This window comes from Beijerinckia mobilis, from assembly GCF_000745425.1.
GTDB lineage: Bacteria > Pseudomonadota > Alphaproteobacteria > Rhizobiales > Beijerinckiaceae > Beijerinckia > Beijerinckia mobilis.
In genome coordinates, this window is sequence record NZ_JQJH01000002.1 from 55724 (window position 1) to 76989 (window position 21266).

Below are 21266 nucleotides of genomic sequence, written 5' to 3' on the forward strand. Positions count from 1 at the left end.
GCAGGCAGGATGCCGGGTCTAAATAATCTTTTCCGCCTCGCGCGGAATACAACCATCGCCGCCGTACTTGGGTACGGCGGCTCCGCGGGCGCGGCGGAGCTCTCCGTATGCGTCGACAAGTCAAGCCCTACGGCTGAGATGGATGCGGCGCTCGCCGGCGCCGTCGCCAAGCAGGAAGGCAAGGCCGTCAAAATTCATTATTTCGACGGTGATGACGACGATGGGTTCGATGGTTTCGCCAAGCTGGCGCATCAGTGCACTCTGGTCATGGGCTTCCCGGTTGCTGCCGATGAGCCTGTGACGCCGGAAGGGTTGCTGGCGACGGCACCCTATGGTCATACCGGTTTCGTTCTGGTGACGCCGGCGGGCAGCTCCGCGACCACGCTCGACCAATTGCCCAAAGGCGCGACGGTGGCGGTCGGCTATCAGACGACTCCCAACCTCTATTTCCCGAAATATCCGAGCCTGCATGCCGATGTGCATGTGAAGGAGTCGGATGCTTTGGCGTCACTCGACGCGCATAAGGTTCAGGCGGCGATGCTGTGGCGCCCGACGGTGGCGAGCTATTCCGCCATCCATCATGCGCGCTTCGATCTGCATGATCTGGATTCCACCACTGCCCGCTACGATTTCGTCGCTCTTTACGACAAGTCGAATGCGGCGGCGGCACAGGATTTCGATAAAGCGGTTGTCACGCTCGCCCACAGCGGCGCCTTGACCAAAGTGACGAGCCCCTATCTCGATCAGGATGCTGCCAAAAGCGAGCCCAAGGGCCAGAAATTGGCTGAGGCGACGCCGGCTAAAGAGGCAGCCCCTGCGGCCGCCAAACCCGCACCGGCTGCCGATGCGGCAAGTGCACCGCCGGCGCTCTTCACCACCGCTCAGGCGGAGGGGGGCAAGCAGAAATATGCGGATAATTGCGCGATCTGCCATGGTCCGACCCTGGCTGGCCGCGCCGGGCCTGCACTGAAGGGACCGACCTTTGCGTCGCCCACGGCAGGTTTTACGGTGAGCGATATTTTCATTATCCTCTCGCAGAACATGCCGGCGACAAATCCGGGCAGTCTCGAACCGGATGAATATGTGCAGATCATGGCCTTTCTGCTGCAGCAGAATGGCTTTCCCGCAGGGGATAAGCCTCTGACTTTCGATGACGCCAATACATCGAAAGTTCCGCTGATCTATCACGGCAACTAGAATCGGGGCCGGGCTCCCCCATTGTCTGGTGCCCCGGCTACCAGGATAGGATATTTCAGGGAGCGCCGGATCCGTCCGGCGCTCTTTTTCATGGGCAGATTGTTCAAAAATAGTCATCGGCGCTGGATAGGATCCATTTTCGAGTCCATGGTCTGATGGGTCTCAAAGGATTGGCGGCTTGGTGCCCTGTGCGAGACGTCATTGAAAACTGCCTGCTCCAATGCTCTTTTCGCGGCACGATTCCTTCGAGCCGGAAGGGTCCGGCGCCTGATGGAGATAAGGTTCGGGGCGGTCGGGTGGTCTATGTTATCCTTCGGATTTGAGGTGACTCTTTGAGGAGGCTCTCTTTGGGGAGTCTCAAGGAGCAGAGGCCATTTTGTTGGAGGGTCCCCTTGCATTTCGTTGCGATCGACCAGAATCCTGTGCCTCCGGACGGGACGGTCGGCAAGATTCTCACAGCGGACGGCATCGCGCTTCGTTACGCTTATTGGGCGGCTTCCAATTCCGCTGGACCGCAGGGCACGGTCGCCATCATCACCGGGCGCGCTGAATTCATCGAGAAATATTTCGAGACGATTGCCGATCTCCGCCAGCGCGGTTTTGCCATCGCTATATTCGACTGGCGCGGCCAGGGACTTTCGCAGCGACTGCTACCGGACCGGCGCCGCGGCCATATTGGTGATTTCAGGCTCTACCATCGGGATCTCGAGGCTTTCGAACAGCAGGTGCTGGCGCCGTTCTGTCCTAAGCCCTGGTATGCGCTCGCCCATTCCATGGGGGGAACCATTCTTCTCGACAAGGCGAATGAATCTGGTGTGCCTTTCGAGCGTCAGGTGCTTTGCGCACCAATGATCGCCCTCAAAAGCTTGCCCTATCCCGGCGGTACGCGCTTCATTACCGGCTTGCTGTCGCGGCTGGGTTTCGGTGGCTCCGCCGTCCCTTTTCGTTATGCGCGTGCGGCGACGACCCGTCCGTTCGGCAAGAATGTTTTGACCTCCGATCCGGAGCGTTTTGCCCGTTTCCTTGAAGTGATCGCCTCTGCGCCCGAACTCGCCATCGGGATACCGAGCTTCGGCTGGGTCCATGCCGCGCTCAGTCTGATGCATCGGGTGGCAAAGCCCGATTTCGGGACGGGTATTACGACGCCCTCATTGATCTTTGCTCCAACCGCCGATCAGGTGGTGGATGCGCGGGCGGCTGAACATTTCACCCTGCGCCTCAAACATGGGCGGTGCCTGCCGATTGAAGGCTGCCAGCACGAGATTCTTTTGGAGCGCGATTGTTTTCGCGATCAATTCTGGGCGGCTTTCGATCGTTTCATCGCGGGCCCGGACGCGGCGCGGATCCCAAGGGGAACTTCGCATCCCCCGCTCGCATCGAAAGGTCTTGAGCCGAAGGATGTTGCGGCTCCCCCCTCATCCGCCTTGCCGCAGGAGTTCTAGGACCTGATCATGCAGGGCGGCGCAGCCCGAAGCGACAATATCGCCGCCTTCGGCCGGTTCGCCACCTGTCCATGTCGTGACGATGCCACCGGCGCCCCGGATGATCGGCACCAGAGGGGCGATATCATAGGCTTTCAATCCCGCTTCGATGACGCAATCGACATGGCCGGCGGCGAGCATGGCGAAAGCATAGCAGTCACAGCCATAGCGGGACAGGCGCACCCGGCTTTCGACGCGGCGAAAGGCGGTAAGCCGTGGCGCATCATAAAGGAGTGGCGATGTCGTCATCAGGATCGCCGTGGCGAGATCCGGGCAGTCGCGCGTCGAAAGGAGACGCCGCGCCGGTTTCAGGTCGATGCCCGGCCCGCTCCAGTTCGATTGCTCGCCATCGCCCGTGAAGCGTTCGCGAATGAAGGGCTGTACCATCATTCCATAGATCGGCCGGCCGTGATGAAGGAGGCCGATCAACGTGCCCCAGATCGGCATGCCGGCGATGAAACTTTTGGTGCCGTCGATCGGATCGAGCACCCATACATAATCAGCATCCTCGCGTATGGAGCCGAATTCCTCACCGATGATTCCATGCAGGGGGAAGGTCAGTTCGATCAGCCGGCGCATGGCGGATTCGGCGGCATGGTCGGCCTCGGTCACCGGATCGAAGGAACCGCCGATATTTTTGTCAATCGCCCCAAGCGAGGTTCGGAAGAAAGGCAGGATGGCTTCGCTGGCAGCATCGGCGAGTTTTTCGACGAAGGCGGCGAAATCGACGGCAGACATGGAGCGGCCTTTCTGAGCGGCAAGAAGAACGGTGTGGCTGGATTCTACAGCATCTCTTCGTGATGGGGATAACCCGTTTCGCGAAAATTGTCTGCATTTACAAATGTATAGAGAGTCGTCTCAGGTTTGGTGCGCGGTTGGCCAAGGATGGAGAAGCCGGATGGCCCGAGGGGACACTTTCGGAGATACTTTCGTACACCCTTGATGGGCTCGAAAGCGGGCGCAATGCTGCGTTGACTTGTCGCAGCAAAAGCCACTCCAAATTCCTTGTGCATAAAGCTTCAAGGGTGCATATTATTGCGGTGCGGCAATGATGTTGCCGCTGATGCCCTCCTTGGGCGTTTCCTCCCTTGACTTGGACCGCTTATGGCAACATAGGCGGTCTTTTTCATTTTGGGCTTCCCTCGCTCGCATCAAGCTTTTACCCGTTCATTTAGCGTCTTTCCCGCTGCATTCCGGAATTTTCCCCTCTTTATGGTCACGCTGACGGTGTGGCGGTGGTTTTCCGGAGCGAATTTTTGATTTTTTCAAAAATGCTCTTGCTTTTGATGCGGTGCACAGGCATATTATTGCGGTGCGGCAATGATGTTGCCGCCGATGCCCTCCTTGGGCGTTTCCTCCCTTGACTTGGACCGCTTATGGCAACATAGGCGGTCTCTTTCATTTTGGGTCGCCTTCGCTCGCATCGAGCTTTTACCTGTTCGTTTAGCGTCTTTCCCGCTGCATTCCGGAATTTTTTCCTCTTTATGGCCGCGCTGACGGTGTGGCGGCGGTTTCCGGAGCGAATTTTTGATTTTTTCAAAAATGCTCTTGCTTTTGATGCGGTGCACAGGCATATTATTGCGGTGCGGCAATGATGTTGCTGCCGATGCCCTCCTTGGGCGTTTCCTCCCTTGACTTGGACCGCTTATGGCAACATAGGCGGTTTTTCTTTGTCTGGGCCATCTCGCTCTGGAGTATTTTCCGGTGGGTTTGAATCGCTTCCGGATTGATCCGGAACGCTTAAGGCGGTTTTCATTCCGCCCGGTTTCATTCCGCCGCTTGCGAAGTCTCCTGGCCTCGTCTATCCGCCAGCCGGGCCATTAAAAGGGCCACCATCTTCGTCAGATCGTCGGCGATGTAGGAAAAACGCGCGATTTTCTCGAAACTCTTCTCATTCATATAAAGGCCGCGGCTGACCTCGATCTGCAGGGCGTGAAAATGCGAGACCGGTTTGCCGTAATGTTCGGTGATGAAGCCACCCGCGTAAGGCTTGTTGCGCTGCACGCGATAGCCCATTTCCCGCAGAGCCTGTTCGACCGTCGTCATGAGATCGCTCGCGCAACTCGTCCCGAAGCGATCGCCAAGAACGAAATCCGGACGCGCGGCATCGGGACGATTGCTGGCGGTGCGTGCCAAAGGCTGTCCGACCGTCTGGATCGAAGAGGGCATGGAATGACAATCGACCAGAACCGCTAGTCCGAACGTCCTTTCCGCGCGTTCCAACAGGGCTCTCAAGGCACGATGATAGGGTTTGTAGAGCTGATCGATTCGCCGCATCGCTTCTTCGACGGGGAGGCGCGCTGAATAGATTTCCTGCGATTCGCCGACGAGCCGGGCAATCGTCCCGAGTCCAGCCGCGACGCGAAGAGAGCGGGTATTGGAAAAGACTGGCAGCTTGCCCTCGAACATTTTCGGATCGAGCTCATAGGGTTCGCGGTTGACATCGAGAAAGGCGCGGGGGAAATGCGCACGCAGGAGCGGCGCGCCGAGGCGAACGGCACCCTGGAACAATTCATCGACCGCGACATCCTCGGAGCGTCGCAATGTATTGGCGTCGAGCCGCGCCAGATCCAGAAAGCGGCGCGGATAGACCGCGCCCGAATGCGGTGAGGAAAAAACCAGTGGCGAGGTGAGGGTCGCGGGTTCGAGCACCTCGAACGGAGGGTCGAAGTCGAGGGGCTGCGTCTCGCGGTCCCGCGCGGTCCAATATGTCTCTCTGGCGGAATCGTCCGAAGTCATGTGTTTGCTTTCAAAACGCTCCCATTGCGTGCCACGGCAGAGGAGGCGTCGTTTTGATCGTGGCGATCATATTCGTCGCGCGACGGCAGAGCGAAGTTCCTGGCCAATGCAGTGAGAGGAGACTTTGCCCGCCCTGGAGCCACGATCTCATTCCATTCGGCCCGAAGCCCAAAGTGATCATGATGATATTTGCTTGCAAGGGCACCGATTTCATCGCACTGTCGCAGTTGCGCCCATGTCTGTCCACCCTTATCGGTGAGCCGCTGTCCTTGCTGGGACCCGGTTTCGCGCGAGGCTTTCGGCGCCAGATTTGCGGCCCTGGATTTGCGTCGAGAGACTTTTGACGAGCGGGATGGGGGGACTGCAGCCTTCTCGATCCGAAGTGAGCGGCTTTGGCCGTTCAAGAATTCTTCATTCATCGGATTTTTACCTGCCTGGGTTCAGATGAGGCACCTGTGAGGCACATCATGAACGACATAATTCTCCCCGATCATTGCAAAATCCTGCTCGCTGAAGACGATAATGACATGCGCCGCTTCCTCACCAAGGCGCTCCAGAATGCTGGTTTCGAGGTGTCATCCTTTGACAATGGACTCGCCGCCTATAATCGCCTGCGTGAGGAACCATTCGAACTGCTGTTGACCGACATCGTCATGCCGGAGATGGACGGGATTGAGCTCGCCAAGAGGGCTACGGAACTCGATCCCGATATCAAGGTCATGTTCATAACCGGTTTCGCAGCGGTGGCGCTCAATTCCGACAGCCAGGCTCCCAAACAGGCAAAGGTTCTTTCCAAACCATTCCATCTGCGGGATCTGGTCAATGAAGTGCAGAGGCTGCTCGCTGCCTGACACTTTGTCTTAAACCGACACGATCCAGGCCTGGTTTCCGCTCGTGCACCCGGCAAGAGACCAGCTTGCGAGAAATTTTCTGCGAGAGACATTCCAGCAAGGGACAAGCCCGAAGGAGGAGGCAATCCGTGAAGAGCGACACGTCTTCCCGCCCGGTCTTCGATCAGCCGCGCGCCCAGATGCGCATCGAGTTGCGCAAAAGCAAAAGCCATTCAGCTCTTCTGTCGGTCTTGGGCCTGACCTTGGGCATTGCTATCGGTTTTGCCGTCCCGCTTTGTCAAAGCGGCGCGGCGCGGGCGGATGAATTCCAGAATTGCCTCGCCGATCTGCGGGCGCAGGCCAGGGCGCATGGAATCTCGGAAGCGACGCTGGCGAAAACCGTCGACGGCCTGCGTTATGATCCGGAAATTCTGCCGCTGCTGACCAATCAGCCGGAATTCAAGACGCCGATCTGGGATTATCTTGCGAGCCTTGTTGATCAGGAGCGCGTCGATGACGGGCGCGGGATGCTGCAGCATAATAGCCGGACCTTTGCCGTGGCCGAGCAGCGATTCGGAGTGGAGCGGGCAGTCATTGCCGCGGTCTGGGGCGTCGAATCCGATTTCGGGCGCAGTTTCGGAACGCGGCCCGTCATCAAATCGCTCGCGACGCTCTCCTGCGCTGGTCCCCGCCAGAAATATTTCCGCAGCGAATTGCTGGCGGCCGTGAAAATCGTCGACAGGGGCGATATCGAACCCAACCAATTCAACGGTTCCTGGGCCGGAGCCTTCGGCCACACCCAGTTCATGCCGTCGACTTTCCTGACGACGGCGGTGGATCTCGACGGCGACGGGCGGCGCGATCTGATCAATTCCATTCCCGACGCGATTGGCTCTACCGCCGCCTATTTGCACAAGCATGGCTGGACGCCGGGCCTCGATTGGGGCTTCGAAGTGAGCCTGCCGGCGCATTATGCCGGTCCTTCTGGGCGTACCCGCAAGGAGCCGATGAGTGCTTGGGCAGCGCGTGGCCTGCGGCGCATTGATGGGGCGCCGATCGCCGGTTCGGCGCATGCCGGGCTGCTGCTGCCGGCGGGGCCAAATGGACCTGCCTTTCTGGTGACGCGCAATTTCGATGCGATCTATTCTTATAATGCCGCTGAATCCTATGCCCTCGCCATCGCTTTGCTTTCCAATCGTCTACGCGGCCGCCCGGGACTCGTCGCCGCCTGGCCGACCGATGATCCCGGTCTTTCCCGCGCCGAGCGGCGCGAGCTCCAGACCTTGCTGATACGGCGCGGCTATGATCTCGACGGCAAGGCCGATGGCGTGATTGGCACCAAGAGCCGGCAGGCAATCAGCGATTTCCAGCAGCGCCAGGGCCTGCCGGCGAACGGCCGCGCCGGTGCCAAGGTTCTTTCGGCTCTCAGGCAGTGAGAGCCGGGTAAATAACCCACAGATTGCCTTCAAAGCCTTCCTGCACTGGGCCTGACAGGGATACCGGCGCAGAATTGGCCCTTTGCGCGATTCCTCGCCGAAGAACCTGTGGATACTGGACAAAAAACTCCAAGTCTGGTATCCGCATCGCTCCTCTCCGGTGCGTTCTGCCCGAGTCGCCTGACCCTTCAGAGTGACTGAGACGCGTTTCGCCGAAGAACCAGAATTCCCCTCTTATCTGGCATGTCCGCCGTGCGGCGGGGCGGCCATTTCATAAGGACCAATGCGTGCAAGTTCTCGTTCGCGATAATAATGTCGATCAGGCCCTCAAGGCGCTCAAGAAGAAGATGCAGCGCGAGGGCATCTTCCGTGAAATGAAGCTTCGCGGCTATTACGAGAAGCCTTCCGAGAAGCGCGCGCGGGAGAAAGCCGAGGCCGTGCGGCGCGCCCGCAAGCTGGCACGCAAGAAAATGCAGCGTGAGGGTCTCCTGCCCATGAAGCAGAAGCCCATGACGGGCATGCGCTGAGACGGGCATGCGCTGAGCCATTTCCACCACGCTTCTCCAGCGGGGTTCCTGTTTGAATTCACCCTGAAGGCGGAACCGCTTTCAGGGTGAATTTGGTATGGGCTTCTACCCGTCCGGGTGTCCTTCCGGCCTCCTCGGTCAGACACATTTCAGCCCTGTTTCTTTTTAGGAATTCTGCCTTTATCAAGGCATGATCAATTTTGGGCGTACCAGCGATCATGCTGGCGCCTGGGGCCCCTTCCGGCGGCCTGATAATGGATCAGGATCGGCATGCGACAGGACACCTTTAGCGCGGCATCGCGAATTTCCGTGGTATTATTGCCCATTTTGACGGCGCCCAAATCCTTGATGCCCAAATCCCTGATGGCAAAGTCATTCATGCTCAGGTCATTGGTGCGGCGCCAGCCGACTTTCTTTCTGGCGCAATGCAAATCCGGCGATGCGATCCGCATCGGGCTTCTCGTCGCCAGCATGGGCTTGGCCGGCTGCGGCTCGGATGGCGTTTCCGGAATGCGGGGCGCTGGGATTGCCGAAATCGCGCATCAGACACCGCAGGAAGCCTCAGCCAATCTGGCCTCGCTCAATGATGTCATTGCGCGCAATCCGCAATCTTCGGAAGCTTATGATACGCGTGGCGTGGCCTATGCCAAACTCGGCAAGTTTTCCGAGGCGATTGGTGATTTCTCGCAGGCGATCAAGCTCGATCCGAATAATTCCGCGGCTCTGACCAACCGCGCGCTCGCCTATCGGCAGATCAACCGCAACGATGCCGCGCTCTCTGATTTCAACCGTGCGATCGAGGTCAATCCGAACCATGCGCCGGCCTATCTCGGCCGCGCCAATCTCCTGCGGACGCAGGGTAATCTGGAACAGGCCAAGTCCGATCTCGATCAGGCGATTCGCCTGCATCCGGAAAGTGCGCAGGCCTTTCATGCGCGCGGCCTGATCTATCAGCGTGAAGGCAACCATGCCCAGGCCATTACGGATTTCGACAATGCGATCGACCGTGATCCCTTCGCCAGCGCGCCCTATCAGGCGCGTGGCCAGAGCCTGATTGCGATCGGTCAATATGACAAGGCAATCGAGGATTTCAACGCAGCTCTGCATGTCAATAATAGAAATCCGGACGCTTGGGCAGGGCTCGGTCTCGCCTATGAGAAGGCGGGCAATCGCACCAAGGCTGCGGAATCCTATCAACGTGCGCTCGCCTTCGATCCGAACAACAGTCTCGCCAGGGAAGGCGCAGGCCGGGTCGGTCGAGGCTAATGAGCCCAGCGACGGTCTAGGTACGAGATCGGAGTGCAGCTGGGTGCGATTTCTTCCCGATTGTCGGGAGCTGCTGGTGAATGGTGCGCCGGCTTTGGCATAAGCGGACTTTGGCGCTATCCGTTTTCCTTGCATAGGGAAGCGAGGCGACTCATGGGTTTCCGTTTCCACCGATCAGTTCGCCTGTTCCCAGGCGTGCATCTTAATTTCAGTAAATCAGGCGTGAGCGTCAGTGCTGGTGTCCCAGGGGCTACGCTGAATTTCGGTCATCGCCGGAGCCTGTTGACATTGGGGCTTCCCGGTACGGGGCTTTCCTATCGGCATGCATTTGGCCGCGCGGAAAGACGAAATCCGTCGCTTGCCAATGTACAACTGCCCCTTTCGACGACGCCATTTCTCGGCGGCCCGTCTGAGGTTAATGTCGAGCCTCAGGACCAGTGCGACGGGGAAATTCGTAGCGCCGATGTTGCCAGCCTGACAAGCCCGGATTGGCAAGGACTGAAGGCTCTCATCAACGAGGCGGCGCAGCAGCTGGCCGTCTTGAATGCAGATTTTGCCGCGGCTCTTGATAGTCGCGAAAAAGCGTGGCGGCGTCTAAGGCGGCGCGAACAGCTTCCCCTTCGGCTCTTCATGCGGCCTTTTCTACCGGCTGTGCGTGAGGCCTATCTCGCTGCAGAAGAGGAAGCTGGAAAGGTGGCGCGAGCGATCGCTGCCACCAGTATTCGCATCGATGTCAATCTCGACGAAGAATGCCTCGCGCTGTGGTCGCAAACCGCCGCCGCTCACGCTGTCTTGGCCGGAGCCTGCAGGGTTTGGGATATCACATCCGCGATCGACTTTGATCGCGTCAGAGAGAGAATGACCGCGTCGACGGCAATAACCCGGACGCTCGTCAGATTTTATACGGTCGCTGACAGCTTCATAGCTACTGCACAGCCGGGCATGCGTTTCGAAAATGCTAACGGGGGAGATCTCGATCTTTTTCCCGGCTTTTTGCTGATGCGGACGAGGGATCACAAGGACTATGCTCTGATTGATCTCCATGATCTCGAAGTGAGCTGCACAAGGACGCGTTTTCTGGAAACAGAAGCTATCCCCGCTGATACCGAGATTGTTGATCAGGCGTGGGCGAAGGCGAATAAGGATGGCTCGCGGGACCGGAGGTTCAGCGGCAATTACCAGATACCCGTCGTCGAATATGGCGAAATCCGCTTTTCGACGCCTCTAGGATTGATGGAAGCCTATCAGATCAGCGATTGCCAGGCGGCTATTGAATTTGTTCAAGCCTTACAGCGATTTTTGAATGCGCTGCGGCGGCAGAGTGGCCAATCTTCCTCCGCAGAGGGAACATCCCCGAGCGTTGAACCAGGCACCATGGATGATTCCATCCCCTCTCTTCCGGTCTTGCCGGATGTGAGGGGGGCTTATGAATTCTATCTGGTGCCAGCGATTCTAGCCACGGCAGGGTTTCTGTATGTCCATATGCTGCAGACGCAGCAAAGCATTGTGTCGGGTGAAAACACGGTTTTGGCTGCGAAAGACAGCAATGCGGGATCGGGGGATGCTCTGTTTGCAAAAAGTGATCAGCAAAATAGTGCTGTTAAATCCCAAAATGCTGAGGAATCGCGTCAGCAACCAGTTCCCTTCGCTTCCTCGATCGAAGAGCATCGGGAACAGATGATCGCCAGTCAGAATGTGAGTGTCAGAGCGGCACCTGATCGCCATGCGGCAATTCTGCGTGTCCTGCCGCAGGGAACCAAAGTGATCATCTTCGAGCGCGATGGTTCCTGGCTCAGAGCCGGTTTTCATGACCCCCTCGGCTGGGTCCATAGGAGCGCGCTTCGGGGGCTACCGTGAAACCGGGCGCACAGGACGTCGATCACCGGTGTTGAACCCCGGTGCTCCGGTCACCGCACCTTTGTTTCCGTTTCCGTGTTATCGGCCGAAAAGCCCTGTTCCTGCGCATCGCGCGGATGCGGCATGGAAATGATATTATAGCCGGCGTCCACGAAATGAATTTCGCCGGTGGTGCCGCTGGCGAGATCGGAGAGAAGGTAGAGCGCGGCTCCGCCGATATCCTCGATGGTGACGGTGCGCCGCAACGGTGCGTTTTTCTTCTCGAAATTGAACATGAAGCGGGCATCCGCTATGCCCGCGCCGGCGAGCGTGCGCACCGGCCCTGCCGAAATGGCATTGATGCGGATATTCTGCGGACCGTAATCCGCGGCGAGATAGCGGACGCTGGCCTCGAGTGCGGCCTTGGCCACGCCCATGACATTGTAATTCGGCATGACGCGTGTCGCACCGCCGAAGGTCAAGGTCAGCATGCTGCCGCCCTGCTGCATCAGGGCTGCCGCGCGTTTGGCGATTTCCGTGAAGGAAAAGGCGGAAATCAGCATGGTACGCGAGAAATTCTCACGCGTCGTATCGGCGTATCGGCCCTTCAATTCATTTCGATCGGAATAAGCGATCGCATGGACGATGAAATCGAGGCCGCCCCATTCCGCTTCCAGCCGGGTGAAGAGCGCATCGACGGAGGCGAGATCCTCGACATCGCAGGGCAATACCAATGTGCTGCCGAGCTTTTCAGCCAAGGGTCGCACACGCTTGCCGAGCGCCTCGCCCTGATGAGTGAAGGCGAGGCTGGCGCCTTGCGCCGCCACCGCCTTGGCGATGCCCCAGGCGATCGAATGATCGTTGGCGACCCCCATGATCAGGCCACGCTTGCCGGCCATCAATCCCTGCATCTGCCGGCCTTCCGCCGGTCCCGCGTTCTCAAGCATCGACATGTTTGAAGACGAGGGTGGCATTGGTGCCGCCGAAGCCGAAGGAATTCGACAGGACCGTACGCAGGGAGACATTGTCGCGGCGTGCCCGCACGATATCCATGTCGGCGAAAGCTGGATCGAGTTCCTCGATATTGGCGCTTTCGCAGATGAATCCGCTCTGCATCATCAAAAGGCAGTAGATGGCCTCCTGCACGCCGGTCGCGCCGAGAGAATGGCCGGTCAGAGATTTGGTGGCGGAAATCGGCGGGCTTTTATCGCCGGAGCCGAACACTTCACGGATGGCCTCGATCTCCTTGAGATCGCCGACGCCGGTCGAGGTCGCATGCGGATTGATGTAATCGATCGGCAGTTTGACGTCCTCGAGTGCCATGCGCATGCAGCGCACCGCGCCTTCGCCGGAAGGCGCCACCATGTCGTGTCCATCGGATGTGAGACCGTAGCCGACGATCTCGCCATAGATTTTCGCGCCACGCGCACGGGCGTGTTCCAGATCTTCGAGCACGAGAACCCCGGCGCCTCCGGCGATGACGAAACCATCGCGGTTCTTGTCATAGGCGCGCGAGGCGACGGCCGGCCGGTCATTATAGGCCGACGCCATGGCGCCCATGGCGTCGAACAGGACCGAGAGGGTCCAGTCGAGTTCCTCGCAGCCACCGGCGAACATGACGTCCTGCTTGCCATAACGAATCATTTCATAGGCATTGCCGATGCAATGGTTCGATGTGGCGCAGGCCGAGGAGATGGAATAATTGACGCCCTTGATCTTGAACCAGGTGGCGAGCGTCGCGGAAGCCGTCGAGGACATGGCTTTCGGCACGGCGAAGGGGCCGATCTTTTTGGGACCCTTTTCGCGCGTGATGTCCGCTGCTTCGACAATGGTGCGGGTAGAGGGGCCGCCTGAACCCATGATGATGCCCGTGCGCGGGTTCGAGACTTCGGAAACCTCGAGGCCTGCGTCGAGGATCGCCTGATCCATGGCGACATGATTCCAGGCAGTGCCGCCGGCGTGAAAACGCATCGCGCGGCGGTCGAGCATGGTGCTCGGATCAAGTGTCGGTGCGCCGTGAACCTGGCTGCGAAAACCAAGTTCCGCATAGCGGTCGGCCCGCACGATTCCCGACTTCGCCTCACGCAGGGAGGCAAGCACTTCCTGGCTCGTGTTGCCGATGGAGGATACGATCCCCATTCCGGTCACGACGACGCGCCTCATTCTTCATCTCCCTTCCTTTGGCGAAGGCTCTGCAAACCACAGCCGCCCGCTCCGGTGTATCGCTGCTCCCACAGGCTCGCACGATCTTGGGAGTTGTATGATCCTGGAGCAGGTTCGGATGTTTCCGAACCGCTCCACATGAAAAAGTCAGAGCATTTTCAAAGAAATGAAATCGCGAAGCGATTCACCGGGATCGGAAATGCTCTAGGGCTCGTATGATTCCGACCGCATTCTTGCGTCGACTCTCAGGCTGAATTGTGTGCCGAGCGGCCCTCATGCCAGGGAGCCGATGCTCTCCCCAATTTCCGGAGTGATCGATACGATGGCCAATATGAGGGCCTATAGCGGCAGGAGAGACCAGAGTCGGCAGGACTTTTGGCTATGGAGCGGCTCTCGCAAGGCCCGTTTGATCCGAAGAGGTTCCAGTGAAAGCGATGAGCACGCGTTGGATTCAGGCGGAGGCTGGTGCTTCGGCAGCCCGGAACAGGCCGACCTTGAGATCCTTGGCTTCATAGATTCGGGTGCCGTCGGCTTCGAGCCAGCCATCGGCGATACCGAGCACCAGTTTGGTCTTGAAGACGCGTTTCAGATCGACGCCATAAATGACGCGCTTGACCGTCGGCAGGACCTGATCGGAGAATTTCACCTCGCCGACTCCGAGCGCCCGGCCGCGGCCGGGCAGGCCCAGCCAGCCGAGATAGAAGCCGAGCAATTGCCAAAGCGCATCGAGACCGAGGCAGCCCGGCATGACGGGGTCGTTCTTGAAATGACAATCGAAGAACCAGAGATCGGGCCGCACCGCGAATTCGGCGCGAATCTCGCCCTTGCCACTCGCGCCACCGCTTTCGGAAATCATCGCGATCCTGTCGAACATCAGCATCGGCGGCAATGGCAGCTGCGCGTTGCCCGGCCCGAAGAGTTCGCCGCGTCCGCAGGCAAGGAGGTCTTCATATTCGAAGCTGGAACGCCGTTCGCTGATATTTTCGCCCATTATGAACCAATTTCTTCCATGCGAAACGCCAATCCGGCCTGGAAACCCCGCGTGAAGTCCAAGCCGCACCCGTCCGAAGCCTTCGAGATGAAGGAAGGAACCCACTCATTAGCATGCATCATCAGCATGCGCCGTTCGGCTTTTCCGCCGAACCCAGCCGTCGAACCTTGCTACCTGCAGGCCGGGGATCAGCATGTTTGTCGAAGCTGATTCGGTGGATCGGCTGATGCAGCGCGGTTTGGTAAGCAGTATATGTGGGCGCCGGCCGGAACAGATTTTGGGCCTTCTAACACAGGGTCGCGGAGGCTGAAAGCGTCCACATGTTAATTATAGGATAATCGGGCCCGTTTTTCGAGCAATGCGCCGGGCTCATCGAAAAGAATGTTCGATTTCTTCGGAAATGCGTCAAATTATTCAAAAAAGAGCGGTCCATGATCCTCTTTGATGCTGTCGCGGGCTTGGGTCTCCTACTCGAACGACATTGGCATTTCCGGCAATGCTACCCATATAAAGGGTCGGATGCGTCAATTGGCGCTTTCCTGGGATGGAACGATGTCTTTACGCCAAAAAATCTTGAATGCTTTTTTCATCGGCCTGCTTGCGCTGGGCTGCACCGGGGAAGCCATGGCGCGTCCCGGCGGCGGCGGCTCGTTCGGCAGCCGTGGCGGGCGGACTTTCAGCGCCCCTTCCATGACGCAGACGGCGCCGCGTGGTGCTTCGCCTTTTCAAAGGTCGATGACATCTCCTAACCAAGGCACGGTCCGGCCTGGCATGGGCGGAGCGATGGGGGGCGCCATGCGTCCGGGCGGATTCTTCTCAGGCGGATTCGGACGCGGCCTGCTTGGCGGTTTCCTCGGTGCCGGCCTCTTTGGCCTGCTATTCGGCCACGGCATGTTCGGCGGTCTCGGCTCGGGCATGTCGCTGTTTGGTCTCATCCTCCAGATCGGCCTCCTCTATCTCGTATTCAGGCTGGTCATGAGCTTTCTGCGCAACCGTCAGCCAGCCTTCCAAAATGGCTCTCAAGGCGGCCCGCAGTCCTCGGCCTATCAGGGCGGCAATGCGCCCGGTGCTTCCGGTAATGGTCCGCAGGCGGGCGGTTTCGGTGGCTTCGGTTTTGGCCGTCAGGGCAATGGAGACCAGCCTTTGCCTATCGAGACCGCCGATTACAGCGCTTTCGAGCAAAAGCTCGCCGCGATCCAGGCGGCTTATAGCAACGAAGATCTGAACACTCTGCGGATGATGGTGACGCCGGAAATGGCGTCTTATTTCGCCGAGGAAATCGCCGCCAATGCGACCAAAGGCCTCGTCAACAAGATCAGTGACGTGAAATTGCTGCAGGGCGATGTCGCCGAATCCTGGCGGGAGGCCAACGCCGACTATGCCACTGTGGCCATGCGTTACACCCTGGTCGACCGGATGATCGAACGGGCGAGCGGATGTATCGTTTCCGGTGGGACACCGGAAGAGGTGACGGAAATCTGGACCTTCACGCGGCCGCTCGGCGCGGGCCCGGCCGATTGGAAACTCTCGGGCATTCAGCAACAGTCCTGAATGGAACCGGGCGTTTTGCAGAGATAAATCAAATAAAAGCTCCGGACTTTCAGGGTCCGGAGCTTTTTTCTTTCGCAGGCTGACGATCATAGTGGCGCAGCCGTTCGCAGGGCTCCAGAGCCCTTATTTGCTAATTCGGCAGCAGGCCGATCGCGACCGCTATCAGCAGGAACAGGCCGAGCAGGAAGCGGTAGATCACGAAGGGCCAGGCCGAATAGCGTTCCAGAATATGCAGAAGGCTCCAGATCGCCACGAAGGCCGATACCGAAGCAACGGCGAGCCCGACCGCCAAAACCGACCACCCTTGCGCGTCGAGATGCGCCTTGTGAAGTTCCCAGAGCTCCTTGAAACCCGCCGCAGCAATGGCCGGCAGGCCGAGAAGGAAGGAGAAACGAGCGGCTTCCTCGCGCTGCATGTCGAGGAACAGCGCGGCCGTCAGCGTTGAACCGGAACGGGAAACGCCGGGAATCAGCGCGCCGCATTGGGCAAGCCCGACGATCATCGTGTCCTTCAGTGTCACCTGGTCGAGTGTGCGCTTGTGCCGGGCATAATATTCCGCGACGGCGAGCAGCGCGCCCATGACGAGACAGGAAACGCCGATCACGTTCAGGGTCCGCAGCGGCGAGCCGCAGGAATTGAGAACCGAAGAGAACACGACGCCGGCAATCACGATCGGCACGGTGGCGAGGATGATCCAGACGGCGAAGCGGAAATTCCAGTCGCGGAAATCGCGCCGCGCTACGGCTCCGAGGGAACCGAAGACGAGGCCGCGGACATCCGACCAGAAATAGGTGATGACCGCGACCAGTGCCGCAAGCTGCATCGCGGCGGAAAAGGCGGAGCCGGGATCCTGCCAGCCGAGTAGAGCCGGAACGATCCGCATATGCGCCGTCGAGGAAATCGGCAGGAGTTCGGTCAATCCTTGCACCACGCCGAGAACGGCGACTTTCGCATAGCCGAGCGCGACGAAACCCGTATCGAGCCCTTGAGTACAGGCGCTTGCCATAGATGATCTTCCTGGAAGGTGGGAACGAGGCGGAGAGGCTTTACCGGAGCCATTCCGGCTGGAGCCGTTCCGGTTTTAGAGAGAAGCGGAGCTCAAGACAAAGGGAACATGAGGCGTTTCGGATATTTCCAGAAACGCCTCATTCAGGAAAATGAAAGTATTTTCAAAGAGGTGGAATCGCAAAGCGATTCAACGTCATGGAAAATGCTCCAGCGGTGATCGGAAAGGTCCGAAACGCAAGATGCGTCAGGTCTTTCCATCGCTTCCAGATTTTCCGACTGAAACGTCAAGATTACGGCATTGAGCGGCTTGGCCAAAAGATCTTGCCTCTTGGCATGACGAAAAAGGCCGGAAGCTTTGGACGCTTCCGGCCTTTGCAAATCTGTTTCCTGGTTTGCACGAACGCTGCGTGCCGGCCTTCCGCCTCAGGCTTTGGGACCGCCGCGGGACACGCCGACCTTGGCTGGACGCAGCACCCTCTCGCCGATCACATAGCCATCCTCGACGACCTGAAGAACGGTGCCGCTGGGGACGTTTTCATCGGGGATCTCGAACAGGGCTTCCTGCTGGTTGGGATTGAATTTATTGCCCACAGCCTCGATTTTCTTGACGCCATATTTGGCGATGCGGGAAAGAAAATCGCGCTCGGTCAATTCAATGCCTTCGACAAAAGTCTTCAGCGGTCCGTCGAGACCCTGGCGGACGTCTGCCGGCAGGCTTTCGATCGCCCGATGCAGATTGTCGGCGAAAGTCAGCATGTCGCGGGCAAAGGAGGTCACGCCATAGATTTTGGCGTCGGCCACTTCCTTTTCGGAACGGCGGCGCATGTTTTCCATATCGGCATAGGTGCGCAGCACCTTGTCCTTCAGCCCGGCGTTCTCGAGCTGGAGATTCTCGAGAACGACAAAAGGATCTGGCTCTCCGGCCGGAGCCTGGGCACCCGGATCGTTAAAGACCGCCGCCACTTCCTCGGTCGTCGGGTCAACGGCGGATTGATTGCGGGTCGTGTGTCCCGAAGCGCCCTCGTTGTTGGTCGATTCTGTCATCGTCTCTCTTCGAGAATTGAAAAACTCATCCCGGATATCTGTTTCCCGGCGGTAAAAATCAAGCGCCGACACGCCGAAGGTCAGGTTTCTCGCGCAATGCGCGCTTACCAGCGCAAATAACGCCGGCCGAGATAAAAGCCTGCCGTGGCGACGAGAGCCGTCGCCAAAGAATACCATACCGTAACGAAGAGCGGGCTGTCGTCGGTGCAATGCGCTGCATAAAAGGTCGCGCCAATGCCGCTCGCCGCGAGGCCGGCTGCGAGGCCGGCAAATCCGGGGGCTGTCGGCGCGCACCAGCGCATGAGCCAGAGGAAGCAGGCGAGCGGCCCCAGCGATAGAAGCGGGATCAAGGTGAGGCAGAAACGCGCATTAGTGCCGACGAGACGTGTTCCCCATTCGGCGGAAGGGACTGCCAGAAGCTCGGCGATACAGGCAAGACCAAGAAGAACCGGCGCGACGGCGAGAACCGCGCGATGCAACGTAGCGCCCGGTTGCGCGAGTGGCAGAATCAGGCAGAGGGCGGTTGTGGCAAGGCTCGCCGTCGCGACGAATTTGAAGAGAAAGCGGATATGATGCGCGGCGTCGGCAATGTCCGGCCGCGGCCTGATGGCGACGAAAAACAGCACGGCGGCGATCAGCGCGCCGGCGAGAACTGACAGGGCCAAAGCCGCGCCCGGCCGCACCGGGGCGGCGGCTTCATCGGCAACCAGGCTCTCTATCAGCTCATCGGTCTTCAAGCGGGATCACTCCGAAACAAAAGGGCCAGACTCTTCAATGCGCGATGGAGGGCGACGCGCACCGCGCCGTCGCTCATGTTCAATCGCTCGGCGGTTTCCCGCACCGAATTGCCCCGCATCGAAATCGACTGAACGATATCGCGCTGCCGATCGTTCAGCCTTTCCAGCATGCGGTCGAGGTCGCGGCCGTCCAATCCGTCTTCCGCCGCCTCGACAGGCAGCACATTGGCGACATCCTCAATCGGAACATCAGAACGGTAGCCCCTGCGGCGCAATGTGTCGATCACCTTGTGCCGGGTAATCGCCGCGAGCCAGGGGCCGATCGGCCGTTCCATATCCCATGTATGCCGTTTGAGATGCACCGCAAGAAGGATTTCCTGCACGACATCCTCGGGGTCTACGCCGTCGCGGCCCAGCCGATCGATTCCCAAACGCTTGAAACGATTGCGGGTTTGCGCACGCACATAGGGTGTGATGGCAGCGAGCACTCGGCGATAGGCATCGCCGTCGCCATCGAGGGCAAGGCGCATCCATGCCGCCCATTGTTCCTCCGGTTCGCTATGCGTCACGCCTTTAGGGTCCTTCGTTTACGCCGCCGCAACCGTTACACGTCTTTTCGAAAAGAATGAATGGAGTGCCGAAGATTTTTTCGCGGCGGACTCCGTAACGCCGGGCCGGGTTTCCGCGAAGAATGGGGCATGAACGCATTATCCCGTTCATGATCACCATTTGCATCGGAAAGGAACCACCATGGATCATCGTATGATAACGCTCGCCGGCTCGTTCGCCACGGCTCTGACATTGTTGACGGCGTCGGTCGCTCAGGCGGCGGACAAGGAAAAATGTTACGGCATTGCCCTCAAGGGCCAGAATGATTGCGCCAGCGGCGCCCATGCATGCGCCGGCCAGTCCACCGTGGATTTCGACAAGAGCTCGTTCAAGGAAGTGGCGAAGGGAACCTGCACGACGATCAAGGGCTCGCTGAAGCCGCATAAGGCCTGAACGTTTTCTCCTCATCATCGGGCTTCTTCACCTGTAGCCGGTGTTTGATGTCTGATAGATCGATGTATCCGAAAGGAAAAGATCAATGTCGAATTCCTCTGTATCCGCACACAGAACAATTGCTTTTGCCGCCTCCTTTGCCGCCGCGCTCACTGTCCTGGGTGCTGCCGCCTCCGCCGCTGAAGAGAGCAAGGAAAAATGCTGGGGCGTTGCCCTCAAGGGCCAGAATGATTGCGCGGCGGGACCCGGTACCACCTGCGCCGGAACATCCCATGTCGATTACCAGGGCAATTCCTGGAAACTCGTGGCGAAGGGCACATGTACCACGATGAAGACGCCCTATGGTCCAGGCTCCCTGACGCCGGTCAAGCGCCCGGTCTGATCGAGGACGGCCACGATTCCTGTCGAAAAGGGAGGCGCGGGCGCGGCAGGGCCTGCCGGCTTCGCCGCCCTCTTCTCTCTCCCTCACTCTCCAGCCACAATCGCTTCCGGGGAACAATCCGCAGGAAACATTGTCATGTCTATGCCGCGTTTGTTGCATTCTTCCCTGCCGGCGCTTGCTGGCGTGGGTTTCAAGCCAGACCATTTTCGGGCGATCGAGGTGGAGCCGCAACCGATTGGCTTCATCGAAATCCATGCCGAGAATTATCTCGGCGCTGGCGGTCCTCCGCATGCGCAATTGAACCGTCTGCGTAGCGATTACGCATTGTCGATTCATGGTGTCGGCCTGTCCGTCGGTTCGCCTCAGGCGCTTGACAAGAACCATCTGGCGCGCGTGAAACACCTATGCGACCGCTACCAACCCGAGAGTTTTTCCGAACATCTCGCCTGGTCGAGCCATGATGGTGTTTTCTACAACGATCTCCTGCCGATCCCCTATACGCAGGAGCGGCTGGATCAGGTCGCGGCCCATGTCGATCAGATACAATCTTCCTTCAAACGACGGATCCTCATCGAAAATCCCGCGAGCTACCTTTTGTTTGAGGACAGCGAGATCCCCGAAACCGATTTTCTGGCGGAAATAGCCCGGCGTACGGGATGTGGATTGCTGCTCGATATCACCAATGTCTTCGTTGCAGCCTATAATCACCGGCAGGACCCGCACGTCTATCTGGCGGATTTCCCTTTCGATCATGTCGGGGAGATTCATTTGAGCGGCCATGTCATCGCGAAGAACTTTCCCGATATGCCCGATGACGTGACATTGGCGCTCGATGCCCATGCGGAGGCTGTCGCCGAACCGGTATGGGAACTCTTCGCCGGGATCATCGCGCAAAGAGGGCCGCTGCCGACTCTCGTCGAATGGGACAATCATGTGCCTGACTGGCCGGTACTGCGTCGTGAGGCCGAACGTGCTGGCGCTATCCTCGATGCTGCATCGACAAGGCGAGAGGCTGCCTGAGACAGGGTGGGAGCGAGACAGGGCGATCAGGGAAGGTTGATTGTTACGCCAGGTTT

Annotated in this window: 21 protein-coding genes; 11 read left to right on the forward strand and 10 right to left on the reverse strand. The window is 58.9% G+C overall.

Annotated elements, in window-relative coordinates:
• Positions 1-9 precede the first annotated feature (9 nt).
• Together DL88_RS02425 and DL88_RS02430 are read left to right on the forward strand one after the other, a co-directional pair.
• The gene (locus DL88_RS02425; protein WP_034991383.1) at positions 10-1197 is read left to right on the forward strand and encodes a c-type cytochrome; all 1188 of its coding nucleotides are present in this window, start codon (positions 10-12) and stop codon (positions 1195-1197) included.
• 392 nt (positions 1198-1589) lie between these two features.
• Positions 1590-2639 carry an alpha/beta fold hydrolase gene (locus DL88_RS02430; RefSeq protein ID WP_084704830.1) on the forward strand — a complete coding sequence of 350 codons (1050 nt, stop codon included), beginning with the start codon at positions 1590-1592 and terminating at the stop codon, positions 2637-2639.
• Here the strand turns inward: DL88_RS02430 and hisN are convergent.
• Together hisN and DL88_RS02445 are read right to left on the reverse strand one after the other, a co-directional pair.
• Positions 2613-3416, reverse strand: coding sequence for a histidinol-phosphatase (hisN, locus tag DL88_RS02435; RefSeq protein ID WP_034991384.1), 804 nt, complete (start codon positions 3414-3416; stop codon positions 2613-2615). The genes DL88_RS02430 and hisN overlap by 27 nt on opposite strands.
• Before the next feature lie 1029 nt (positions 3417-4445).
• Positions 4446-5417, reverse strand: a complete 972-nt coding sequence (locus DL88_RS02445) for an N-formylglutamate amidohydrolase (protein ID WP_034991386.1) — start codon at positions 5415-5417, stop codon at positions 4446-4448.
• A gap of 467 nt (positions 5418-5884) precedes the next feature.
• Here DL88_RS02445 and cpdR point away from each other — a divergent pair, with 467 nt between their 5' ends.
• From cpdR to DL88_RS02480, 5 genes are all read left to right on the forward strand, one after another.
• Positions 5885-6268 (forward strand): cell cycle two-component system response regulator CpdR, encoded by a 384-nt coding sequence (gene cpdR, locus DL88_RS02455; RefSeq protein ID WP_034991972.1) that lies wholly within the window; start codon positions 5885-5887, stop codon positions 6266-6268.
• A gap of 128 nt (positions 6269-6396) precedes the next feature.
• Positions 6397-7683 (forward strand): lytic murein transglycosylase, encoded by a 1287-nt coding sequence (locus DL88_RS02460; RefSeq protein WP_245270590.1) that lies wholly within the window; start codon positions 6397-6399, stop codon positions 7681-7683.
• Between the two features lie 287 nt (positions 7684-7970).
• Positions 7971-8210, forward strand: a complete 240-nt coding sequence (gene rpsU, locus DL88_RS02465) for a 30S ribosomal protein S21 (protein WP_034991389.1) — start codon at positions 7971-7973, stop codon at positions 8208-8210.
• Positions 8211-8588: 378 nt separating this feature from the next.
• Complete coding sequence (locus DL88_RS02475; RefSeq protein ID WP_051955506.1) at positions 8589-9476, forward strand: tetratricopeptide repeat protein; 888 nt, start codon at positions 8589-8591, stop codon at positions 9474-9476.
• A 153-nt stretch (positions 9477-9629) separates the two neighbouring features.
• On the forward strand, positions 9630-11333 hold the full coding sequence (locus DL88_RS02480; protein ID WP_084704832.1) for a DUF4236 domain-containing protein: 1704 nt from the start codon (positions 9630-9632) through the stop codon (positions 11331-11333).
• Between the two features lie 50 nt (positions 11334-11383).
• Here DL88_RS02480 and fabI read toward each other — a convergent pair whose 3' ends face one another.
• The 3 genes from fabI to fabA form a co-directional block, all read right to left on the reverse strand.
• Positions 11384-12223 carry an enoyl-ACP reductase FabI gene (fabI, locus tag DL88_RS02485; RefSeq protein WP_034991982.1) on the reverse strand — a complete coding sequence of 280 codons (840 nt, stop codon included), beginning with the start codon at positions 12221-12223 and terminating at the stop codon, positions 11384-11386.
• 28 nt (positions 12224-12251) lie between these two features.
• Positions 12252-13475, reverse strand: a complete 1224-nt coding sequence (fabB, locus tag DL88_RS02490; RefSeq protein WP_034991393.1) for a beta-ketoacyl-ACP synthase I — start codon at positions 13473-13475, stop codon at positions 12252-12254.
• Between the two features lie 451 nt (positions 13476-13926).
• Entirely contained in the window at positions 13927-14466 is a 540-nt protein-coding gene (gene fabA, locus DL88_RS02495) for a 3-hydroxyacyl-[acyl-carrier-protein] dehydratase FabA (protein ID WP_034991394.1), read from the reverse strand.
• Between the two features lie 552 nt (positions 14467-15018).
• Here fabA and DL88_RS02500 point away from each other — a divergent pair.
• Positions 15019-16017: a Tim44 domain-containing protein gene (locus DL88_RS02500; protein ID WP_034991986.1), complete on the forward strand. Its 999-nt coding sequence runs from the start codon at positions 15019-15021 to the stop codon at positions 16015-16017.
• A gap of 130 nt (positions 16018-16147) precedes the next feature.
• Here the strand turns inward: DL88_RS02500 and uppP are convergent, their stop codons facing one another.
• From uppP to DL88_RS02525, 5 genes are all read right to left on the reverse strand, one after another.
• Positions 16148-17023 (reverse strand): undecaprenyl-diphosphatase UppP, encoded by an 876-nt coding sequence (gene uppP, locus DL88_RS02505; protein WP_034991395.1) that lies wholly within the window; start codon positions 17021-17023, stop codon positions 16148-16150.
• A gap of 143 nt (positions 17024-17166) precedes the next feature.
• Positions 17167-17403 (reverse strand): hypothetical protein, encoded by a 237-nt coding sequence (locus DL88_RS20625; RefSeq protein WP_034991396.1) that lies wholly within the window; start codon positions 17401-17403, stop codon positions 17167-17169.
• Between the two features lie 45 nt (positions 17404-17448).
• Positions 17449-18069 (reverse strand): nucleotide exchange factor GrpE, encoded by a 621-nt coding sequence (gene grpE / locus DL88_RS02515; RefSeq protein WP_034991398.1) that lies wholly within the window; start codon positions 18067-18069, stop codon positions 17449-17451.
• Between the two features lie 104 nt (positions 18070-18173).
• The gene (locus DL88_RS02520) at positions 18174-18806 is read right to left on the reverse strand and encodes an NrsF family protein (protein ID WP_034991399.1); all 633 of its coding nucleotides are present in this window, start codon (positions 18804-18806) and stop codon (positions 18174-18176) included.
• Positions 18803-19375 carry a sigma-70 family RNA polymerase sigma factor gene (locus DL88_RS02525; RefSeq protein ID WP_034991400.1) on the reverse strand — a complete coding sequence of 191 codons (573 nt, stop codon included), beginning with the start codon at positions 19373-19375 and terminating at the stop codon, positions 18803-18805. The genes DL88_RS02520 and DL88_RS02525 overlap by 4 nt, the downstream gene beginning before the upstream one ends.
• A 181-nt stretch (positions 19376-19556) precedes the next feature.
• On the opposite strand from DL88_RS02525, the gene DL88_RS02530 reads away from it, so the two are divergent.
• The 3 genes from DL88_RS02530 (at position 19557) to bufB (ending at position 21210) form a co-directional block, all read left to right on the forward strand.
• The gene (locus tag DL88_RS02530; protein WP_034991401.1) at positions 19557-19808 is read left to right on the forward strand and encodes a BufA1 family periplasmic bufferin-type metallophore; all 252 of its coding nucleotides are present in this window, start codon (positions 19557-19559) and stop codon (positions 19806-19808) included.
• Positions 19809-19893: 85 nt separating this feature from the next.
• Positions 19894-20190, forward strand: coding sequence for a BufA1 family periplasmic bufferin-type metallophore (locus DL88_RS02535; protein ID WP_034991402.1), 297 nt, complete (start codon positions 19894-19896; stop codon positions 20188-20190).
• A 150-nt stretch (positions 20191-20340) separates the two neighbouring features.
• Positions 20341-21210 (forward strand): MNIO family bufferin maturase, encoded by an 870-nt coding sequence (gene bufB / locus DL88_RS02540; RefSeq protein ID WP_156970921.1) that lies wholly within the window; start codon positions 20341-20343, stop codon positions 21208-21210.
• Positions 21211-21266: the final 56 nt, after the last annotated feature.